Source organism: Azospirillum argentinense (assembly GCF_000632475.1).
GTDB lineage: Bacteria > Pseudomonadota > Alphaproteobacteria > Azospirillales > Azospirillaceae > Azospirillum > Azospirillum baldaniorum.
Genome location: NZ_CP007796.1, coordinates 565,150 through 584,232, shown reverse-complemented (window position 1 = coordinate 584,232; position 19,083 = coordinate 565,150). Strand labels below are relative to the sequence as shown.

The following is a 19,083-nucleotide window of genomic DNA, read 5'->3' as shown; positions in this document are numbered from 1 at the left end:
CCCGTGCGTCAGTGCGAAACGCCGGCGGCGGCGGCTTCGTCGATCAGCCGTCCGGTGGCGAAGCGGTCCAGGCCGAAGGGGACGGCCAGCGGGTGCGGCTCCCCCCGCGCGATGGTGGCGGCGAACACGTCGCCGGAGCCGGGGGTGGCCTTGAAGCCGCCGGTGCCCCAGCCGCAGTTGATGAAAAGCCCCTCCACCGGCAACGGGCCGATGATCGGGCTGAGGTCCGGCGACACGTCCACCGTGCCGCCCCAGCCGCGCAGCACCCCGACGCGGCTGAAGGTGGGGAACAGTTGCAGCAGGTTGGCGATGCAGTCCTCCAGGATCGGCAGACTGCCGCGCTGGCTGTAGGAGCTGTAATTGTCGCGCGCCGCTCCGAAGACCAGTTCGCCCTTGTCGGACTGGCTGACGTAGCAGGACACCTGATTGGACACGATCACGGTGTCGAGCACCGGCTTCAGCGGCTCCGACACGAAGGCCTGAAGCGTGTAGCTGCGAATCGGCAGGCGCAGCCCGGCCATGGCCGCCAGCACGCCGGAATGGCCGGCGACGGCGATTCCCACCTTGCCGGCGCGGATCGGGCCGCGCGTCGTCTCCACCCCGCTCACGCGCCCGTTCTCGATGCGCAGGCCGGTCACCGCGCAGTTCTGCACGATGTCCACGCCGCGCCGGTCGGCGGCGCGGGCGAAGCCCCAGGCCACCGCGTCGTGCCGGGCGATGCCGCCGCGCCGCTGGATCGAGGCGCCGAACACCGGGAAGCGCGCGGTGGGCGACAGATCCAGCGCCGGGGCCAGCCGGTGCAGCGCCGCCCGGTCCAACATCTCCGAATCGATGCCGTTCAGCCGCATGACACGGTCGCGCTGCCGCAGCGCCGTCAGCTCATGAGCGCTGTGGGCGAGGCTGACCACCCCGCGCTGGCTGAACATGACGTTGAAGTCCAGCTCCGCCGTCAGCCCCTCCCACAGCTTCAGGGAGTGTTCGTAGAGGAAGGCGCTGTCGTCCAGCAGGTAGTTGGAGCGGACGATGGTGGTGTTGCGCGCGGTGTTGCCGCCGCCGATCCACCCCTTCTCCAGCACCGCCACGTTGCTCACCCCATAGCGGGAGGCGAGGTAGTGGGCGGTCGCCAGCCCATGCCCGCCGCCGCCCACGATCACCACGTCGTAGGCCGGTTTCGGGGCCGCGTCGCGCCAGGCCGGCGCCCAGCGGCGGTGCCCGGTCAGCGCGTTCCGGGCCAGCGAGAGGAGGGAGTAGCGGGTCATTTCCTATTTTCATACCGGAGTAATAGATAATAGGTAGACGACCTGCATTCGAATGTGTAGAAAAATCTGCATGGCCGGTGCGCGGTATCGTTTCCGTTCCACACGGAGACCCGTCACGCCAGAGAAGAATTCACATCGATAAGGGGGCAGCGTGGCTCTGGTCGCGCAGCAGATCGTCAACGGCATCGTCATGGGCAGCACCTACGCGCTGTTCGCGCTGGGCTTCACGCTGATCTTCGGCGTGCTGCACGTGCTGAACCTCGCCCACGGGGCGGTGTTCATGTGGGGGGCCTTCACCGGCCTGTTCGCGGTCACCGCACTCGGCCTGCCACTGCCGGCGGCCTTCGCCGTCGCCATGCTGGCCGCGGGGCTGCTCAGCGTGCTGGTGGACGCGGTGGCCTTCCGGCCGCTCCGCCGCCGCGGCTCCCCGGAATTCGCGGCGATCATCTCCAGCCTCGGGGTGGCGCAAATCCTGATGAGCGCGGCGCAGATCGCCTCGAATACCCAGGTGCAGCGCTTTCCCTTCGGCACCTTCCCCATCGTCTTCTATCAGGTGTTCGGGCTGCGCGTGTCGCTGCAGCAGATCGTCATCGTCGGCAGCGTCGCCGTGCTGGTGGCGGCGCTGCTGGTCTTCCTGTTCGCGACCAGCTTCGGCCGGCAGATCCGCGCCGTCGCCATTTCCGAACGGACGGCCAGCCTGCTCGGCGTCAACCCCGGTGCCGTGCACGCGCTGACCTTCTTCCTGTGCGGCGCGCTGGCCGGGGCGGCGGGGGTGATCATCGGCATCGCCTTCAACTCCGTCCATTTCCTGATGGGCGAGCCCTATCTGCTGCGCGGCTTCGTGGTGATCGTGCTGGGCGGCCTGGGCAGCGTGGCGGGGGCGGTGGTCGGCGGGCTGCTGTTCGGGATGATCCAGACGCTGAGCGTCGCCTTCCTGTCCTCCGCCCTCAGCGACGCGATCCTGTTCGGGCTTCTCTTCGTCATCCTGCTGCTGCGGCCGAGCGGCTTCTTCGGAACCCTGCGCCGGGAAATCCGGGTGGTGCGGCAATGATCGACCTTCTTCTCGCCCAGCAGCCGTTGGCGGAGCTGATCCTGGTGAACGCCATCCTGGCCTACAGCCAGTACATCGCGCTGCGCGCCGGGGTCTTCTCGCTGGCGACGGCGGGGCTCGCCTCCCTCGGCGCCTACACCGCCGCCGTGCTGACGGTGCGCTGGGGCGTGCCGATGCCGCTGGGGCTGGCCGCCGCCGCGCTGGCTGGGGCCGCCGCGGGCGGGCTGCTCGCCCTGCCGCTGGCCCGGCTGCGCGGGGTGTTCCAGGCCATCGCGACGCTCGCCTTCGTGCAGATCGTCCTGTCGCTGGCCCTCTATGCGGAGCCGCTGACCGGCGGTGCGATGGGCATGAACGGCCTGCCGCGCACCGTCCAGGGCTGGCACCTGCTGGGCGTCTTCGCGCTGGTCCTCTACCTCGTCTTCGCGCTGTCGCGCGGCGGGGTCGGGCGCGCCTTCGACACCATCCGCCAGGAGGAGACGGTGGCCGTCTCGCTCGGCATCCGGGTCGTCCGGTACCACCGGCTGGCCTTCGCGCTGTCCGGCGCCATCGCCGGGCTGGGCGGCGGGGTGATGGCCCACCGCAACTACAGCCTCGTGCCGGAGGATTTCGGTTTCCCGCTGCTGGTGTCGGTGCTGACCTTCGTGGTGCTGGGCGGACGCGCGGCGGTGCTCGGGCCGTTGGCCGGAGCGGCTGTGCTGACCGCGCTGCCGGAACTGGCGCGCCCGCTGGCCGACTACCGCCTCGCCGTCAACGGGCTGCTGATGGTGCTGTTCATCGTCCATCTGCCGCATGGCGTGGTGGACACGGTCATCCTCCAGGCGCGCCGCCTGCGTCTTGCCGCAAGGCGGCGCGCGGCGGAGGCGCAGGCATGACCTCCCAAAGTCAAGAGGGGCTGGTTCTCGACGGGGTGACCCGCGCCTTCGGCGGCGTGGTGGCGGTGGACAACCTCTCGCTGACCGTCGCGCCGGGCCGCATCACCGGTCTGATCGGTCCCAACGGGGCGGGCAAGAGCACGGTGGTCAACCTCATCACCGGCCTGCTGCGCCTGACCGCCGGGCGCATCCGCCTTGGCGGCCGCGACATCACCGAGGCGGAGGCGCCGGAAGTGGCGCGCGCCGGCATCGCCCGCACCTTTCAGACCGTCCGCCTGCTGAAGGAGGCGAGCGTCCTGGACAACGTGGTCGCCGGCTTCCACCGGCATGAGCGCGCGGGTCTCGCCGCCGGGCTGCTCGGCCTGCCCTCGGCGGTCGCCGAGGGACGGGAGCTGCGCCGTCGCGCCGCCGCCATTCTGGACCGCTTCGGCATGGCCGGCTTCGCCGACCGTCCGGCGGGCAGCCTGTCCTACGGCCACCAGCGCCGCGTCGAGATGATGCGGGCGCTGGCCATGGAACCGCGCCTCCTCCTGCTGGACGAGCCGGTGGCCGGCATGAACGACGTGGAGGCCGACGCGCTGGGCTGCATCTTCGCGGAACTGGCGGGCGACGGGCTCGGCGTCCTGTTGATCGAGCACAACATGCGCTTCGTCCTGTCGCTCTGCGCCGAAATCCACATCATCGACAGCGGCCGGCTGATCGCCAGCGGCACCCCCGCAGCGGTGCGCCGCGACCCGGCGGTGATCGCCGCCTATCTGGGGACGTGACCAGGCATGCTGGAAATACACGATCTGGTCACCGCCTATGACGGCATCCGCGCCCTGCGCGGGGTCACCCTGACGGTTCCTGCCGGCGCCATGGTGGCGTTGATCGGCCCCAACGGTGCGGGCAAAAGCACGCTGCTCAACAGCATCAGCGGCGTGGTGAAGCCGGCATCCGGGCGCATCCGTTTCGACGGTGCCGACATCGCCGGGCTGCCCGCCCACAGGGTGGCACGGCGCGGCCTGCTCCAGGTGCCGGAGGGGCGCCAGATCCTCGGCCCGCTGTCGGTGGAGGAGAATCTTCTGCTCGGGCGGCTGGCCGCCGGGACGCGGGGGACCGCGGACATCGACGAGGTCTACGCCCTTTTCCCGATCCTGGCGGAGCGGCGCCGGCAGGAGGGCGGGTCGCTGTCCGGCGGGCAGCAGCAGATGCTCGCCATCGGGCGCGCGCTGATGGGGCGCCCGCGCCTGCTGATGCTGGACGAGCCGAGCCTCGGCCTGTCGCCGCTGATGGCCGCGCAGGTCTTCGCGGCACTGGAAACGCTGCGCCGGTCCGGCCTGACCATTCTGCTGGTGGAGCAGAACGCGCGCCGCGCGCTCGACGCCACCGGCCACGCCTATGTGCTGGAGCAGGGGCGCATCGTCCACCAGGGGCCGAGCGGCGCGCTCGCCCGTGACCCCGCGGTGGTCCGCCACTACCTGCCCGGCGACGACCTTCCGGATTTTTAACGACAAGGATAATTCCGCATGAAGACCCTGTTCGGCGCCGCCGCCCTGTCGCTGGCCCTCGCCGCCGCTCTCCAGCCCGCCCAGGCGCAGGAGGTGGTGATCGGCGTGCCCGTCGCCTCGACCGGCATCTTCTCCTTCGCCGCCGTTCCCGGCCGCAACGGCATCGAGACCGCGCTGGAGGAGTTGAACGCCTCGGGCGAGCTGGGCAGCCTAAAACTGAAGCTGCTGATCGAGGACACGGCGAGCGACAAGAACCAGGCGACCACGCTGGTTTCCCGCTTCGCCCAATACGACAAGGCGGCGGTGATCCTCGGCCCGACCTCCAGCGTCGAGGCCTTCGCCGCCCTGCCGGTGGCGCAGGAGCAGGGCGTGCCGGTCGTCTCCACCGCGTCCGCCGACGTGACGCGGGTCGGCGACTGGATCTTCAAGTCGAACGCCACCCCGGCCACCATCATGCAGGCGCTGGGCGAGCAGGCTGCCGCCCGTCTGGCGCCCAAGACCGTCGCCTATGTCTTCAACCGCGACAACGACGCCTACATCGCCCAGAAGAACGGGGTGAAGGATCTGTTCGAGGCCAAGGGCATCAAGACCGTGGCGGAGGAGACCATCGTCGGCAGCGACACCGACTTCACGGCGTTGGCGACCAAGCTGGCCGCCCTGGACATCGACACGCTGCTGATCTCCACCACCGCCGAGACCAGCGCCAACATCATCATCCAGGCCAGGCAGGCCGGCCTGTCCGACAAGGTGCGCATCCTCGGTACGCCCAGCATGGCGTCGCAGCAGTTCCTCAAGGTCGGCGGTTCGGCGGTGGAGGGCACCATCTTCGTTGCCGATTATTTCCTGGAAAGCAATAGCCCGCTGAACAAGACCTTCGTCGAGAACTACCAGCGCAAGTTCAAGATCGCCCCGGACGTCTTCGCCGCCATCGGCTACAACCAGCTCAAGGTCGCCGCCGCCGCCATCAAGGCCGCCGGCCCGACCTACGACCGGGCCGCCATCCGCGCCGCGCTGCTGACGGTTAAGGACCTGCCGACCGTGCTGGGCGGCGGCAAGCTGACCATCAACGACAACCGCACCCCCACCTACGGCGGCTTCGTGCTGACCGTGAAGGGCGGCGCCTTCACCCTGCTCTGAGCCGGACGCCGGGGCTTCATCATGGATCAGGCCGCATCGTCTGCCGCCACCCCTGTTCGCCGCGTCGGGATCCGGGAGGGGGAGGGCTTCACCATCCTCTTTGAAGACCGCTTTGGGGAGCGTGCGATCCCGGCTTGGCCGGGGGAGAGCGTCGCCGCCGCGCTGCTCGCCGCCGGGGAGCGGGCGTGGCGCACCGCGGAGGACGGCTCCCTGCGCGGGCTGTTCTGCGGCATCGGGGTGTGCTGGGAATGCCGCTGCATCATCGACGGGCGCCCCAACACCCGCGCCTGCCAGACCGAAGCCCGTCCGGGCCTGTCCGTCCGTTGGCAGGTCGGTCCGGGGCTGCTGCCCGACGGCAGCGTTCCGGATGGAGCGACGTCATGAGCCGTGCGCGGGTGGTGGTGGTCGGCGCCGGTCCCGCCGGCATGATGGCGGCGGCGCAGGCCGCCCGACTGGGCTGCGCGGTCACGCTGGTGGACGAGGCGTCCCGCCCCGGCGGGCAAATTCACCGTCAGCCGTCGCCATCGCTGGCGGGCGGCGCTGTCTCCGCCGCGGCCCGGCCGGAGGCGGAGCGCAAGCGGCGCCTGTTCGACCGCTTTGCCCGTCATGCCGGGTCGATCGACCATCGACCGGGAACGTCGGTGACCGCCGTCTACGGCCTGGACCGGATCCTGATCGCCGACGAGACGAGCAGCCAGCTGATCCGCGCCGACGCGCTGGTGGTGGCGACCGGCCTGCACGAGCGTGTGGTGCCGGTCCCCGGCTGGACCTTGCCGGGCGTGGTGACGGCGGGGGCGCTCCAGGCCCTGCTGAAGGGCGGGCGGGTGCGCGCCGGGGACCGGATCGCGGTCGCCGGGGCCGGGCCGCTGCCGCTGGTCGCGGCGGCGCAGATGGTCGAGGCCGGGGCGACGGTGCCGGTGGTGGCTTTGCTGCGTCCGCTGTGGTTGGGGCTGCTGCGCGATCCGGCGGCGCTGTGGGCCGGGCGCGGCGTGCTGTCGGAGGGATGGCGCTGGCTGTCCGTCCTGCGCCGCGCCGGGGTGCCGGTGCTCACCCGCCATGTCGCGCTGTCGGTCAGCGGGGACGGAGCCGCCGAACGGCTGGTGATCGCCCGCCACGACGGCCGTGGACGGCCTGTCCCGGGAACCGAGCAGCGCTTCGCCGCCGACACCATCGCCTTCAACCACGGCTTCACCGCGAACAGCGATCTGGCGCGCATGGCCGGGGCGGAAACCCGCTTCGATCCCCGGCGCGGCGGCTGGCTGCCGGTGCGCGACAGTGACGGGGCGACCTCTGTGCCCGGCCTGTTCGTCGCCGGGGACGCGGGCGGTCTTGCCGGCGGTTTGGCTGCGGCCTGCGACGGCGCCGTGGTCGGGGCCGCGGCGGCGGGATGGGCGCTGCACCGGGATGCCGGGCGCTTCGCCGCGCAGGCCGCCACGGACCGGGCCGAGCGGGCGCGCCACTGGACCTTCCAGGCGGCGCTGGCACCCTCCTGGGAGCTTCCGCCGGACATCCACGCGCTGGTGACGCCGGCCACGGTGGTCTGCCGCTGCGAGGGCGTCACCCGTGCCCGGATCGACCGCGCCATCGCCGACGGGCATGACGGACTGAACGGGCTGAAGCGCAACACGCGGGCCGGCATGGGCTCCTGCGGCGGGCGGTCCTGCCTGCGCACCCTGGCGGCGCTCGCCGGACCACGGGGAGAGGGGGAAGCGGTCAACGCGCGCCCCGGCATCCGTCCCGTCGCGCTCGCCGCGCTGGCCAACCGGGTTTCGGACGAAAGCATGGGATCATGACGACTCTTCCCAGGACCGCCGACATCGCGGTGATCGGCGGCGGCGCCTATGGCCTGTCGGCGGCGCTGTGGTTGCGCCGGCTGCGCCCCGACCTGTCGGTCCTGCTGCTCGACCGGTCGGACTTCGCGGGCAACGAGACGGGGCGCTGCGGCGCCGGGTTCCGTGCGCAGTGGGGGGCGGCGGGCAACATCCGGCTCTGCCAGGAAAGCCTGCCGTTCTACGAGAGTTTTGCCGAGGAGTTCGGTTATCCCGAGGGCATCGAGTTCAAGCAGGACGGCTACCTGATCCTGGCCCATGGCGAGGAACAGCTCGACCAGCTCCGCCGCAACATCGCGCTCCAGGCCCGGTTCGGCGTGGACAGTACGCTCCTGACCGCGGAGGAGGTGGCGCGGCTGGCGCCCGGCCTCAATCCGGCGGGGGTGGTTGGCGGTTCCTTCTGCGCCCGCGACGGCTCCCTGTCGCCGTTCCGGGTGCTGGACGGCTTCCACCGCGCCGCCGTACGGTCCGGGGTGATCGTCCGCCACCGCGTGACGATCGATTTCATCGAGCCGCGGAACGGCGCCTTCCGCCTGCGCGCGGGTGGGGGGGCGATCGAGGCCGGGCGGGTCGTCGTCGCCACCGACACGCGGATTCCGCAGCTTCTCGGGCCGCTCGGCATCGACATCCCGGTGCAGCCCTATCCCAACCAGGCCTTCGTCACCGAGCCGCTGCCGCCGCGGCTCGGCCCCTGCGTGGTGTCCTTCGCGCACGAGATGTTCCTGAACCAGACGGCGCGGGGCAGCGTCATTGTGGTGGCGTCGGATCGACGCCGGGCGCTCGGCGCCGATGCCCAGCCCACCGCGGACCTGTTCCCGCGCGCCGCCGCCCACGCCATCGACCTGCTGCCGGCGCTGGGAACGGCGCGGCTGCTGCGCTCCTGGGGCGGGCTCTACTCCATCACGCCGGATATGCTGGCGGTGCTCGGCGAAACGGCGCTGCCCGGCCTGTTCGTCGCGCTGTCGGGGGCCAAGGGCTTCATGACCGCTCCCGCGGCGGGGCGCCTGCTTGCCCACCTTGTCGACGGGCGGGCCGTTCCGGACTGGTTCGCCCGCCTGTCCCCGGCCCGCTTCGCCAGTGGCGAGGAACTGGAGAAGGAGCCGGCGATCGTGTGAGGCCGTTGCCCGCGACCGCGCCGACGCTTACGCCAGATGCCATCTGGGGATGTGAGTGGTCGCGGAACAGAAAACCTGGGTAAGGCGCCCTCGCGCTTGTCTGCCTGAATTGACCAGGTTCGCCCAGGCGATTCGCATGCATGGACGGCGCTTACAGCGACCGTGAATACTCCGGCCATCTTTGGGCCGTGGCGGTGCCGGTGCGTGACGAGCAGGGCATTTTCGCAACGCTCAACATCATGATGCCGCGCAGCGCTGCTTCCCCAGAATCCGCCCAGGAGCGGTTCCTCGATATGCTCATAACGAACGCCAACTGACTTGCCCGTGTCTTCCGTCATGCTTCTTGAGGGTAGCGAGATGGCTGTGAGTGACCTTGTCGGGTGCTGTTGACGTCGCGATTGATTGAGCTGAAAGCCTGAACACCCCGCTTGCCGGATGGTTCAGGCAGTCGGGGTGGAGAACGTCGTGCAGACGGCAAATAAGAATGCGACTTGTTCGCAATTGCCTTTTGCCCTATAGGTCTGGCGGCTCGGGGAAGGATTCCGGGGACTGTTCAATCCGGTGGCTGGGAGGCCGATCCATGCCGTTCCATCCCAGAATGCAAAGCAGCACGGAAGGGATCACCATTCTCGGCGACCTCCAGTGGCGCGCCTGGAACGGGATGATCGCCGACATCTGGAACGTCGCGTGCGACCGGAACGGCCAGGGCGAGTATGTGTCCGAGGCGCCGCGGCTGGTGGTGGTCCTCGATCAGGTGGGCGAGGGCGGGCTGCACGTCACCGCCTCGCCCGGCCGCGGCGAGGCCGGCCGGCTCAGCCGGCGCGAGCCGCTGAGCTATGTGCCGGCCGGCCTGCGGGTGTGGTCGCGCACGGTGAACGTCCGCCGGCTCACCCATCTCGATCTCCATTTCGACATGTCCGTGCTGGGAAGCCGCTTCGTCGACGGGCTGGACGTCCGGGGCATGGAGCGGCCGCGGCTGAATTTCGCCGATGACCGCCTGTTCGCCCTGGCCCGCCTGATCGCGGCGGAATGCCGGACGTCGGCGAACCTGCACGACCTCTACGGCGAGAGCCTGATGGCCGCGCTGTTCGTCGGCCTCGCGCAGGCGGAACCCGTCGCCGACCGCAAGCGGGGCCAACTGCCGCCGCGCCAGTTGAGGCGCGTCACCGACTACATCGAGGAGCATTGTGGCCGCTCCATCCGCCTGCAGGAGCTGGCCGAGTTGACCGGCCTGTCCACCACCCATTTCTGCACCGCCTTCAAGGCTTCGACCGGTCTGCCGCCCCACAAATGGCAGATGCGGGTCCGTGTGGAACGGGCCAAGAGCCTGCTGACCGGATCGGACACGACGCTGGCGACCGCTGCGGTGATGGCGGGCTTCTCCGATCAGGCGCACCTGACGCGCGTCTTCCGCCAGATCGTCGGCACCACGCCCGCCGCCTGGCTGCGCAACCAGACCGGCTGAGCCGGGCGCTGCCCGACGCGACGAATGCCGGAAGATCGTTCAACCCATCCAAAGACCGTTCAATCGCGCTCCTTTGTGCACATGCTAATCATTCGCAACAACGAAGGCGCTTCGGGACCCGCCGGTCCGAAGGCGTTTCGCGGATGCCGCATACAGTCCGAGGCCGATTGCGATGAGTGATATTTCCAACACGCGACTGACCCGCTTCCTTTTGAACGGCACGGCGCTCGTCGCCCTGCTGGTGCCGGCGCTCGCCCAGGCGCAGGACGCGACCGCCCCGGCGGTTCTGGCTCCGGTGACCGTCGAGGGCAGCCGGGCCGCCGACACCGCCACCAGCCCGGTCCGCGGCTACGTGCCCGGCCGCTCGGCCACGGGGTCCAAGACCGACATTCCGCTGGAGGCGGTCCCGCAATCCGTCTCGGTGATCGGGCGCGAGGAGATGGACGACCGCGGCGCGCAGAAGGTGGACGAGGCGCTGCGCTACACCCCCGGCGTCTTCAGCCAGCCCTTCGGCTCGGACAGTGACACCGACTGGATCTTCATCCGCGGCTTCCAGGCGACGCAGACCGGCATCTACCAGGACGGGCTCCAGCTCTACAGCTACGGCTTCGGCGGCCAGTTCGTGGACAGCTACACGCTGGAGCGGATCGAGGTGCTGCGCGGCGCCTCCTCCGTCCTCTACGGAGGCAGCAACCCCGGCGGTCTGGTGAATTACGTCACCAAGCGGCCCGGCGACACGCCGGTGCGCTCGGTCGAGGCGGGGATCAACCAGCACGGCACCGCCCATCTCGGTGTGGACGTCGGCGGCGCCATCGACCCGACGCTGAGCTACCGGCTGACCGGACGCATCGCCGGTGGCGACAGCTACACCGACTTCGCGGACGGCTTCCGCGGCACCATCTCGCCGAGCTTCAAGTGGTCGCCGAACGACCGCAGCACGCTGACGGTGCTGAGCAACTACACCGACATCGACGAGACGCACAACGGCGGCGCCTTCCTGCCCTATGTCGGCACGGTGAAGCCGGCCTCCTTCGGGCGCATCGACCGCAAGGCCAACTTCACCGAACCGGACATCGACACCTACCGGCGCCGTCAGGCCTCCATCGGCTACGAGTTCGAGCACCGCTTCGACAACGACTTGACCTTCCGCCAGAACGCCCGCTACGGCTACAGCCGGGTTCACGAGGTCACGGTCTATCCCTTCGGCTACAACGGCTTCTCGGCGGTGCCGACCGATCCGGACAATCGGCTGTCGCGCATCAATTTCGAGCACACGACCAAGGTCAACACCTTCCTGATCGACAACCAGCTCGAATCCAAGTGGCAGACCGGGCCGGTCGCCCACACGGCGCTGGTCGGCGTCGACTACAAGTATTTCAAGATGGATCAGGTGCAGGCGTCCGGCTCGGCCACGCCGATCAGCGCCACCAACCCGGTCTACGGCGCCGCGCAGGGCCAGCGCTTCTCCTACATCGACCAGGAGCTGACGATGGGTCAGCTCGGCGTCTACCTCCAGGACCAGATGCGCTTCGGCCAGGGCTTCCTGGTGACGCTGAACGGGCGCTACGACATCGCCTCGACCGACGCCGACGGCACGCCCGCCTACGACGGCAAGGACGGCAAGTTCAGCGGGCGCGCCGGTCTGGCCTACGAGTTCGCCAACGGCGTGACGCCCTATGTCAGCGCCTCCACCTTCTTCAACCCGGTGCTGGGGTCGTCGGCGGTGGCCGGTGTGTTCAAGCCGGAAACCGGCCAGCAGGTCGAGGTCGGCGTCAAGTACCGCCCGGCCTGGATGGACGCCATCTTCACCGCGGCCCTGTTCGACCTGACGCGCACCAACGTGGTGACCGGCGCCTTCAACGCCGAGACGCAGCTGGGCGAGGTCAACTCGCGCGGCATCGAGCTTGAGGCCAAGGCCAACATCACGCCGAACCTGAAGGCGGTCGCCTCCTTCACCGCGCTCGACCTCGACATCAAGAAGGACGCCAACCCGGCGCTGATCGGCAAGACCCCCTACATCGTGCCGCAGGTCCAAGGCTCGGCCTTCCTCGACTACACCTTCCGGGAAAATGCGCTGGACGGCGTGTCGGTGGGCGGCGGCGTGCGCTACGTCGGCTCGTCCTGGGCCGACAACGAGAACACGTTGAAAGTCCCCGCCGCCACCGTCTTCGACGCGCGGATCGGCTACAAGCCCGCTGCCTGGGGTGTGAATCTCGCCGTCACCAACCTGTTCGACAAGGAGTATGTGGCGAGCTGCCAGACCCAGTTCTCCTGCGGCTACGCCGAGGGTCGGACGGCTCTGCTGACCGTCAACATGACGTGGTGAACGTGAATCCCCTCTCCCCTCTGGGGAGAGGGTTAGGGTGAGGGGGTTGCGCTAGTGCCGAACGTGCCGCTACGGACATCCCCCTCACCCTCCCCACGCCTGCGGCGCGGGTCCCCTCCCTCTCCCCGGAGGGGCGAGGGATACAGAGGTGAAGACCGATGAGCCCAGACCAGACCAAACCCCTCTACGACCTCGCAGGCGTGAGCTTCTCCGTTGCCGGACGGGCGATTCTGTCGGGGCTGTCGCTCCGGCTGGATCCGGGGCGGATCTATGGGCTGGTCGGTCCCAACGGTTCGGGCAAGAGCACGCTGATCCGCCTGCTCGCCCGCCAGCAGCCGCCGGGTGGTGGGACCATCCGCTGCCTGGGGGCGGACCTCGCGCGGATCGGCGACCGCGATTTCGCGCGCACCGTCGCCTACATGCCGCAATTCACCCCGCCGGCCGAGGGCATGACGGTGCGGGAGCTGGTGGCCCTCGGCCGCTTTCCCTGGCACGGCGCGCTCGGCCGCTTCGGGGCGGAGGACGCCGCCAAGGTGGCGGAGGCCATCGCCGAAACCCACCTGGACGCCTTCGCCGACCGTCTGGTCGACAGCCTGTCGGGCGGCGAGCGGCAGCGCGTCTGGCTGGCGATGATGCTGGCCCAGGACACGCGCTGCCTGTTGCTCGACGAGCCGACCTCGGCGCTGGACATCGCCAGCCAGGTGGAACTTCTGGGGCTGGTGCGCCGGCTGAGCCGGGCGCGCGGCATCGGCGCGGTCATCGTGCTGCACGACATCAACATGGCGGCCAGCGTCTGCGACGAGATCCTGGCGATGCGCAACGGCGCGCTGATCGCCCAGGGCACGCCCGACGCCATCATGACCGGCGAGACGCTGCGGGCCATCTACCGCCTCGCCATGACGACCGTCCCGCACCCGGTGACCGGCAAGCCGATCGGTTGCGTGCTGTGACGGGGCAGGCGACGATCACCCGCCGCCGCGCGCTGGGCCTCGCCGCCGGAGCCGTGCTGCTGCCCCGCCTCGGACACGCTGCGTCGGGGCGGCGGGTCGCCGCCATCGACTGGGCGGGGCTGGAGACGGCGCTGGCGCTGGGCATCGTGCCGGTCGCCGCGACCGAACTGATCCAGTTCCGCAAGGTCGTCGTCGAGCCGGAGGTTCCAGACTCGGTGATCGACCTCGGCCTGCGCGGCACGCCCAATTACGAGGCGCTGACGCTGGCCGAGCCGGACCTCATCCTCACCTCCAACTATTACGAGGGCCAGCGGGCCAGCCTGGAGCGGGTGGCGGAAACCCTGTCGCTGCCGATCTACCAGCCGGGCGTGCCGCCTTACACGCTGGCGGCGGAGGCCGCGCTGACCCTCGGCCGGACGCTGGGGCGTGAGGCGGAGGCCCGCGCCTTCGTCGCCGGGGCCGACGCGGAGATCGCCCGGCTGGGCGAAACCCTGCGCGGCACCGTCCGCCGCCCGGTGCTGGCGATCAACTTCGGCGATGCCCGCCATGTCCGCGCCTTCGGCGACGACAGCATGTTCGGCGCGGTTCTCCAGCGGCTGGGGCTGCGCAACGCCTGGGCCTCGCAATCGAGCTACAGCGCCGCGGCACCGCTGGGGATCGAGGCGCTGGCGCGGATGCCGGACGCCATCACCGTCGTCGTTCCGCCGCTGCCCTCCGACGTGGTGCGGGGGCTGGACGACAGCGCCCTGTGGCAGGCCCTGCCGATGGTTCGGGAAAAGCGCGTGAGCGTGATCGAGCCGGTCAACCATTTCGGCGGGCTTCCGGCGGCGCTGCGCTTCGCCCGCCTCGTCACCGCCGCCCTGCTGCGGCCGGAGTCCGTCCGCAATGGCTGAGCGCATGGCCGTCAACCGCATCCTGCTGTGGAGCGGGCTGGCGCTGGCCGCCGCCGCGCTGTCCGCTTGGCAGATCGCCGGGCACGCCGCGGCGCCATCCATGCCCTTGCCGCCGGACGCCGCGTGGCTGGACGGCGTCATCCTCTATCACAGCGTGCTGCCGCGCATCGCGGTGGCGCTGGTCGCCGGGGCGGCGCTCGGCCTGTCGGGGCTGCTGCTCCAGCGCGTGCTGCGCAACCCGCTGGCCGAACCCTCGACGCTCGGCGTGTCGGCGGGCGCCCAGCTCGCCCTGACGCTGGGGATGCTCTACGCGCCGGCGCTGATGGACGGTGCGCGGGAGGGGGTGGCGCTGGCCGGCGGGCTGGCGGCGGTCGGGCTGATCCTGGCCATGACGTGGCGGCGCGGGCTGGAGCCGGTGGCCGTCGTGCTGGCCGGCATGATGGTCGCCCTGACCGCGACGATGGGCAGCGCCGCGCTGATCCTCGCCAACGGCGAATATCTCTTCTCCATCTTCATCTGGGGCGGCGGGGCGCTGGCCCAGCAGAGCTGGGGACCGACGCTGACCCTCGCCGTTCGTCTGGCGATCGGTGCCGCCGCCGCCGTCCTGCTGATGCGCCCGCTGGCCATCCTCGGGCTGGACGACGCCAGCGCCCGCAGCCTCGGCGTCGCCCTCAACGCCACGCGCTTTGGCGTCATCGGGGTCGCGGTCTGGCTGGCGGCGAGCGTGACGGCGGAGGTCGGGGTGATCGGCTTCGTCGGGCTGGCCGCCCCGGCGCTGGCGCATCTGAGCGGCGCGCGGACTCAGGGCCAGAGGCTGATCGCCGCCCCCCTGATCGGCGCGCTCCTGCTCTGGCTGACCGACGGGCTGGTGCAGCTTCTGGCCGGGGTGGACGGGGAGCGGGTGCCGACCGGGGCGGCGACGGCGCTGCTCGGCGGCCCGCTTCTGCTGTGGCTGCTGCCGCGCCTGCGCATGTTCGAATGGCCGTCGCTGAACAGCCGTCCCGCGCCGTCGCGCCGCAGCCCGCACCCTTACCGGTTGATCGCCCTGTTCGCCGTTCTCGGCGCCGTTGCCGTGGGCCTCGCCCTCACGGTCGGCTATGGGCCGGGCGGCTGGACGCTGTCCACCGGCCCGCTGCTCGACACGCTGCTGGGCTGGCGTGGCCCGCGCGTGGCGGTCGCGGCGGCGGCGGGGGCGATGCTGGCCGCCGCCGGAATGCTGTTGCAGCGGGTGACCGCCAACCCGCTGGCCAGCCCGGAAATCCTCGGCGTTGGCACCGGGGCCGGCGTTGGGCTGACCGCCGCGCTGTTCCTCGTCGCGGCCCCCGGCTTCGGCCTTCAACTCGCCGCGTCGGCGGCGGGGGCGGTGCTGACTCTGGCCGCCATGCTGGCCCTGTCGCTGCGCGCCGGCTTCGGGCCGGAGCGGCTTCTGCTCGCCGGGATCGCCATGAGCGCTCTGTGCAGCGCCGTGCTGACCGCGGTCATCGCCACCGGCACGCCGCAGGCCTTCGCCCTGCTGCGCTGGCTGAGCGGCTCGACCAACGAGGCCGGTCCGGGCGACGCCTGGTTCTGCGCCGGTGTGGCGGTGCTTCTGCTGGCAACCCTGCCGTTGACCGCCAAGTGGCTGGAGATCCTGCCGCTGGGCGACGTGACGGCGCGGGCCGTCGGGTTGCCGGTGCAGCGCTGCCGCGTCCTGCTGGTGCTGCTGGCCGGACTGCTGACCGCGGCGGCCGCGCTGTTCGTCGGGCCGTTGAGCTTCATCGGCCTGATCGCCCCGCATCTCGCCCGGCTGGCCGGGCTGGGCCGTCCGCTTCAGCAGGGGATCGGGGCGGTGTTTATCGGCGCCGGGCTGATGGTGGTGTCGGACTGGCTGGCGCGCACCGTCGCCTTCCCCTATCAATTGCCGCTTGGCCTGTTCGCCGCGCTGCTCGCCGGCCCCTATCTGGTCTGGCTGCTCGGCCGCTCCAACGCCCGCAGCCATTGACGTCATCCGCTCATTTCCGCCGTTCCGCAATGAGAAGAGCCATGCTTCGCCGCTTCCTCTCCTACTACCGCCCCTTCACCGGCCTGCTGGTCCTCGACATCGTCTGCGCCGTCCTGTCGGGCCTGCTGGAGCTGGGGTTCCCGATGGCCGTGCGCGCCTTCGTGGACCAGCTTCTGCCGACCCAGGACTGGCCGCTGATCGTCGCCGCCACGGTGGCGCTGCTGGCGATCTATATGGCGAACGGCGGCCTGATGGCCATCGTGACCTATTGGGGCCACATGCTCGGCGTGAACATCGAGACGGAGATGCGCCGCAAGAGCTTCGACCATCTGCAGAAGCTCTCCTTCAGCTTCTACGACAACAACAAGACGGGCCATCTCGTCGGGCGGGTCACCCGCGACCTGGACGAGATCGGCGAGGTGGCGCACCACGGTCCCGAGGACCTGCTGATCGCGGTGATGACCTTCGTCGGCGCCTTCACGCTGATGGCGGTCGTTCACCTGCCGCTCGCGCTGATCACTGCGGCCATCGTTCCGGTGATCGCCTTCGTCACCAGCCGCTACGGCGGGCGGATGACGAAGAACTGGCAGTCGCTCTACTCCCGCGTCGGCGACTTCAACGTCCGCATCGAGGAGAATGTCGGCGGCATGCGCGTGGTCCAGGCCTTCACCAACGAGGACCACGAGCGCAAGCTGTTCGCCGAGGACAACGACCGCTACCGCACCACCAAGCTCGCCGCCTACAAGATCATGGCGGCCTCGACGACGCTCAGCTACATGAGCATGCGGCTGATCCTGATCGTCGTCATGCTGACCGGCGCCCATTTCGTGCTGGTGGGCGAGCTGACCCAGGGCGGGTTCTTCGCCTTCCTGCTGCTGGTCAACACCTTCTTCCGCCCGATCGAGAAGATCAACGCGGTCATCGAGACCTACCCCCGCGGCATCGCCGGCTTCCGCCGCTACACCCAGCTGCTCGATACCCAGCCGGACATCGCCGACGCGCCCGGCGCCGTCGCGGCCCCGGCGCTGAAGGGCGACATCCGCTACGAGGGCGTGTCGTTCGGCTACGACCGGGCGCGCCCGGTGCTGCAGGGCATCGACCTGACGATCAAGGCCGGCTCCACCGTCGCCTTCGTCGGGCCGTCGGGCGCCGGCAAGACGACGATCTGCTCGCTGCTGCCGCGCTTCTACGAGGTCATGGCGGGGCGCATCACCATCGACGGGCTGGACATCCGGGCCATGACGCTGGCCTCGCTGCGCCGGCAGATCGGCATCGTCCAGCAGGACGTGTTCCTGTTCGGCGGCACGATCCGCGAGAACATCGCCTACGGCCGTCTCGGCGCCAGCGACGCGGAGATCATGGAGGCGGCGCGGCGGGCTCATCTCGACGGGCTGATCGCCTCCCTGCCGGAGGGGCTGGACACCGTCATCGGGGAGCGCGGCGTGAAGCTGTCCGGCGGGCAGAAGCAGCGCCTGACCATCGCCCGCATGTTCCTGAAGAACCCGCCGATCCTGATCCTCGACGAGGCGACCTCCGCGCTCGACACCCAGACCGAGCGGGAGATCCAGAAGTCGCTGATGGAGCTGGCGGAGGGGCGGACCACCCTGGTCATCGCCCACCGCCTGGCGACCATCCGCAACGCCGACGAGGTCTATGTCGTCGGCACCGAGGGCGGCCTTCAGCGCATCACCCATGAGGAGCTTGCCGCGCGCGGCTGATCGCGTGGCGGACTCAAGGCGAATTCAAGCGAGCTGCGGCGTCCGGCGCATCTCATCGAGGCGGCGGGAAATCTGCTCGGCGAATTTGGCGGCGGCGACCGGCAGGGTGCGGCCCTTCTGCTGCCCCAGCACCAGCGGGCCGTGGGCGAGATCGACGTCGCTCAAGGGGATCACCGAAAGGCCCGGCTCCAGGGTCGGCGAGGGCGCCCCGATTTCGATCTGGAAGGTCACCACCCGGCTCATGCGGGCGAGGTTGCGAAGCATCTCGAAGGAATTCGATTCCAGCTCGACCGACAGTTTCGTCGAGCTGACCGCCAGCACCTTGTCCAGGATGTTGCGGGTCCCGAAACTGGCGTCCGGCAGGGCGATCGGGTAGGGCGCGCAGTCCCGCAGGCGCAGGCTCGGCCGCCCCGCCAGGGGATGGTCGGCGGCCATGATGGCGACGACCCGTTGGCCGAGCGTCATCAGGGGCTGGAATTCCGCCGTCCGGCGCGGGCTGAAGATGATGGCGATGTCGGCCTCGAAGTCGGCGAGCATCTTCAGCGCCGTGCCCTGGTCGACCACCAGGATCTCGAAGCTGACCAGCGGGAAGCTCTCGCGGAAGGACGTAATCTCCTCCGCCAGGAAGGAGCTGACCAGCGCCTGGCTGCAGGCGATCCGCACCTGGCCGCGCCGCATGCCCGACAGGTCCTCGATCTGTGACCGCACGCGCTCCAGGTCGGCGGACTGGGCGCGCACCCAGCGGATGAAGCTCTCGCCGGCCGCCGTCAGGCGGATGCCCTGGGCCGACCGCTCGAAGATCGTCGCCCCCAGATCCTCCTCCACGTCCTGGATGCGCCGCTGCAGGGCGGAGGGCGTGATGTTCAGATGCTCCGCCGCCTTGCGCAGCGACCCGAACCGGGCCGCCTCGTCCACGTAGCGCCAAATCCGCATGTGCCGCATGCCGGCCGATCCCCCCGTGTATACTTTTCGTCATCACCCTAACAGAAAATCAGCG

17 protein-coding genes are annotated in these 19,083 nt (G+C 70.3%); 15 read left to right on the top strand and 2 right to left on the bottom strand.

From position 1 onward, the window contains the following. Nucleotides 1-8 precede the first annotated feature (8 nt). On the bottom strand, nt 9-1,259 hold the full coding sequence (locus tag ABAZ39_RS28825) for a sarcosine oxidase subunit beta family protein (RefSeq protein WP_040137663.1): 1,251 nt from the start codon (nt 1,257-1,259) through the stop codon (nt 9-11). Between the two features lie 151 nt (nt 1,260-1,410). On the opposite strand from ABAZ39_RS28825, the gene ABAZ39_RS28820 reads away from it, so the two are divergent. The 15 genes from ABAZ39_RS28820 to ABAZ39_RS28755 all read left to right on the top strand — a co-directional run bounded on the left by ABAZ39_RS28820 (nt 1,411) and on the right by ABAZ39_RS28755 (nt 18,086). Next, nucleotides 1,411-2,310: a branched-chain amino acid ABC transporter permease gene (locus ABAZ39_RS28820; protein ID WP_200885650.1), complete on the top strand. Its 900-nt coding sequence runs from the start codon at nt 1,411-1,413 to the stop codon at nt 2,308-2,310. Continuing rightward, nucleotides 2,307-3,182 carry a branched-chain amino acid ABC transporter permease gene (locus ABAZ39_RS28815; protein ID WP_040137662.1) on the top strand — a complete coding sequence of 292 codons (876 nt, stop codon included), beginning with the start codon at nt 2,307-2,309 and terminating at the stop codon, nt 3,180-3,182. Before ABAZ39_RS28820 ends, ABAZ39_RS28815 begins: the two co-directional genes overlap by 4 nt. Next, the gene (locus tag ABAZ39_RS28810) at nt 3,179-3,949 is read left to right on the top strand and encodes an ABC transporter ATP-binding protein (RefSeq protein ID WP_040137661.1); all 771 of its coding nucleotides are present in this window, start codon (nt 3,179-3,181) and stop codon (nt 3,947-3,949) included. The genes ABAZ39_RS28815 and ABAZ39_RS28810 overlap by 4 nt, the downstream gene beginning before the upstream one ends. 6 nt (nt 3,950-3,955) lie before the next feature. After that, nucleotides 3,956-4,672 carry an ABC transporter ATP-binding protein gene (locus tag ABAZ39_RS28805; protein WP_040137660.1) on the top strand — a complete coding sequence of 239 codons (717 nt, stop codon included), beginning with the start codon at nt 3,956-3,958 and terminating at the stop codon, nt 4,670-4,672. Between the two features lie 18 nt (nt 4,673-4,690). Beyond that, entirely contained in the window at nt 4,691-5,809 is a 1,119-nt protein-coding gene (locus ABAZ39_RS28800; protein ID WP_040137659.1) for an ABC transporter substrate-binding protein, read from the top strand. A 21-nt stretch (nt 5,810-5,830) separates the two neighbouring features. Further along, nucleotides 5,831-6,193, top strand: a complete 363-nt coding sequence (locus tag ABAZ39_RS28795) for a (2Fe-2S)-binding protein (protein WP_040137658.1) — start codon at nt 5,831-5,833, stop codon at nt 6,191-6,193. After that, entirely contained in the window at nt 6,190-7,602 is a 1,413-nt protein-coding gene (locus ABAZ39_RS28790) for an FAD/NAD(P)-dependent oxidoreductase (protein WP_051658682.1), read from the top strand. The genes ABAZ39_RS28795 and ABAZ39_RS28790 overlap by 4 nt, the downstream gene beginning before the upstream one ends. Then, nucleotides 7,599-8,753 carry an NAD(P)/FAD-dependent oxidoreductase gene (locus ABAZ39_RS28785; protein ID WP_040137657.1) on the top strand — a complete coding sequence of 385 codons (1,155 nt, stop codon included), beginning with the start codon at nt 7,599-7,601 and terminating at the stop codon, nt 8,751-8,753. The genes ABAZ39_RS28790 and ABAZ39_RS28785 overlap by 4 nt, the downstream gene beginning before the upstream one ends. Before the next feature lie 140 nt (nt 8,754-8,893). Continuing rightward, nucleotides 8,894-9,070, top strand: a complete 177-nt coding sequence (locus tag ABAZ39_RS35920) for an IclR family transcriptional regulator C-terminal domain-containing protein (protein WP_144243663.1) — start codon at nt 8,894-8,896, stop codon at nt 9,068-9,070. Nucleotides 9,071-9,333: 263 nt separating this feature from the next. Further along, entirely contained in the window at nt 9,334-10,218 is an 885-nt protein-coding gene (locus ABAZ39_RS28780) for an AraC family transcriptional regulator (protein ID WP_040137656.1), read from the top strand. Nucleotides 10,219-10,390: 172 nt separating this feature from the next. After that, nucleotides 10,391-12,544 (top strand): TonB-dependent siderophore receptor, encoded by a 2,154-nt coding sequence (locus tag ABAZ39_RS28775; RefSeq protein ID WP_040137655.1) that lies wholly within the window; start codon nt 10,391-10,393, stop codon nt 12,542-12,544. Nucleotides 12,545-12,702: 158 nt separating this feature from the next. Then, nucleotides 12,703-13,494, top strand: a complete 792-nt coding sequence (locus tag ABAZ39_RS28770; protein WP_040137654.1) for an ABC transporter ATP-binding protein — start codon at nt 12,703-12,705, stop codon at nt 13,492-13,494. After that, nucleotides 13,491-14,387, top strand: coding sequence for an iron-siderophore ABC transporter substrate-binding protein (locus ABAZ39_RS28765; RefSeq protein ID WP_051658681.1), 897 nt, complete (start codon nt 13,491-13,493; stop codon nt 14,385-14,387). The genes ABAZ39_RS28770 and ABAZ39_RS28765 overlap by 4 nt, the downstream gene beginning before the upstream one ends. Beyond that, nucleotides 14,380-16,368 (top strand): Fe(3+)-hydroxamate ABC transporter permease FhuB, encoded by a 1,989-nt coding sequence (gene fhuB / locus ABAZ39_RS28760; RefSeq protein ID WP_247881780.1) that lies wholly within the window; start codon nt 14,380-14,382, stop codon nt 16,366-16,368. Before ABAZ39_RS28765 ends, fhuB begins: the two co-directional genes overlap by 8 nt. 41 nt (nt 16,369-16,409) lie before the next feature. After that, nucleotides 16,410-18,086, top strand: a complete 1,677-nt coding sequence (locus tag ABAZ39_RS28755; RefSeq protein ID WP_040137652.1) for an ABC transporter ATP-binding protein — start codon at nt 16,410-16,412, stop codon at nt 18,084-18,086. A gap of 24 nt (nt 18,087-18,110) precedes the next feature. On the opposite strand, the gene ABAZ39_RS28750 is transcribed toward ABAZ39_RS28755, so the two are convergent. Further along, a complete protein-coding gene (locus tag ABAZ39_RS28750; protein ID WP_040137651.1) occupies nt 18,111-19,028 on the bottom strand; it encodes a LysR family transcriptional regulator in 918 nt (305 codons plus the stop codon). Between the last annotated feature and the right edge of the window lie 55 nt (nt 19,029-19,083).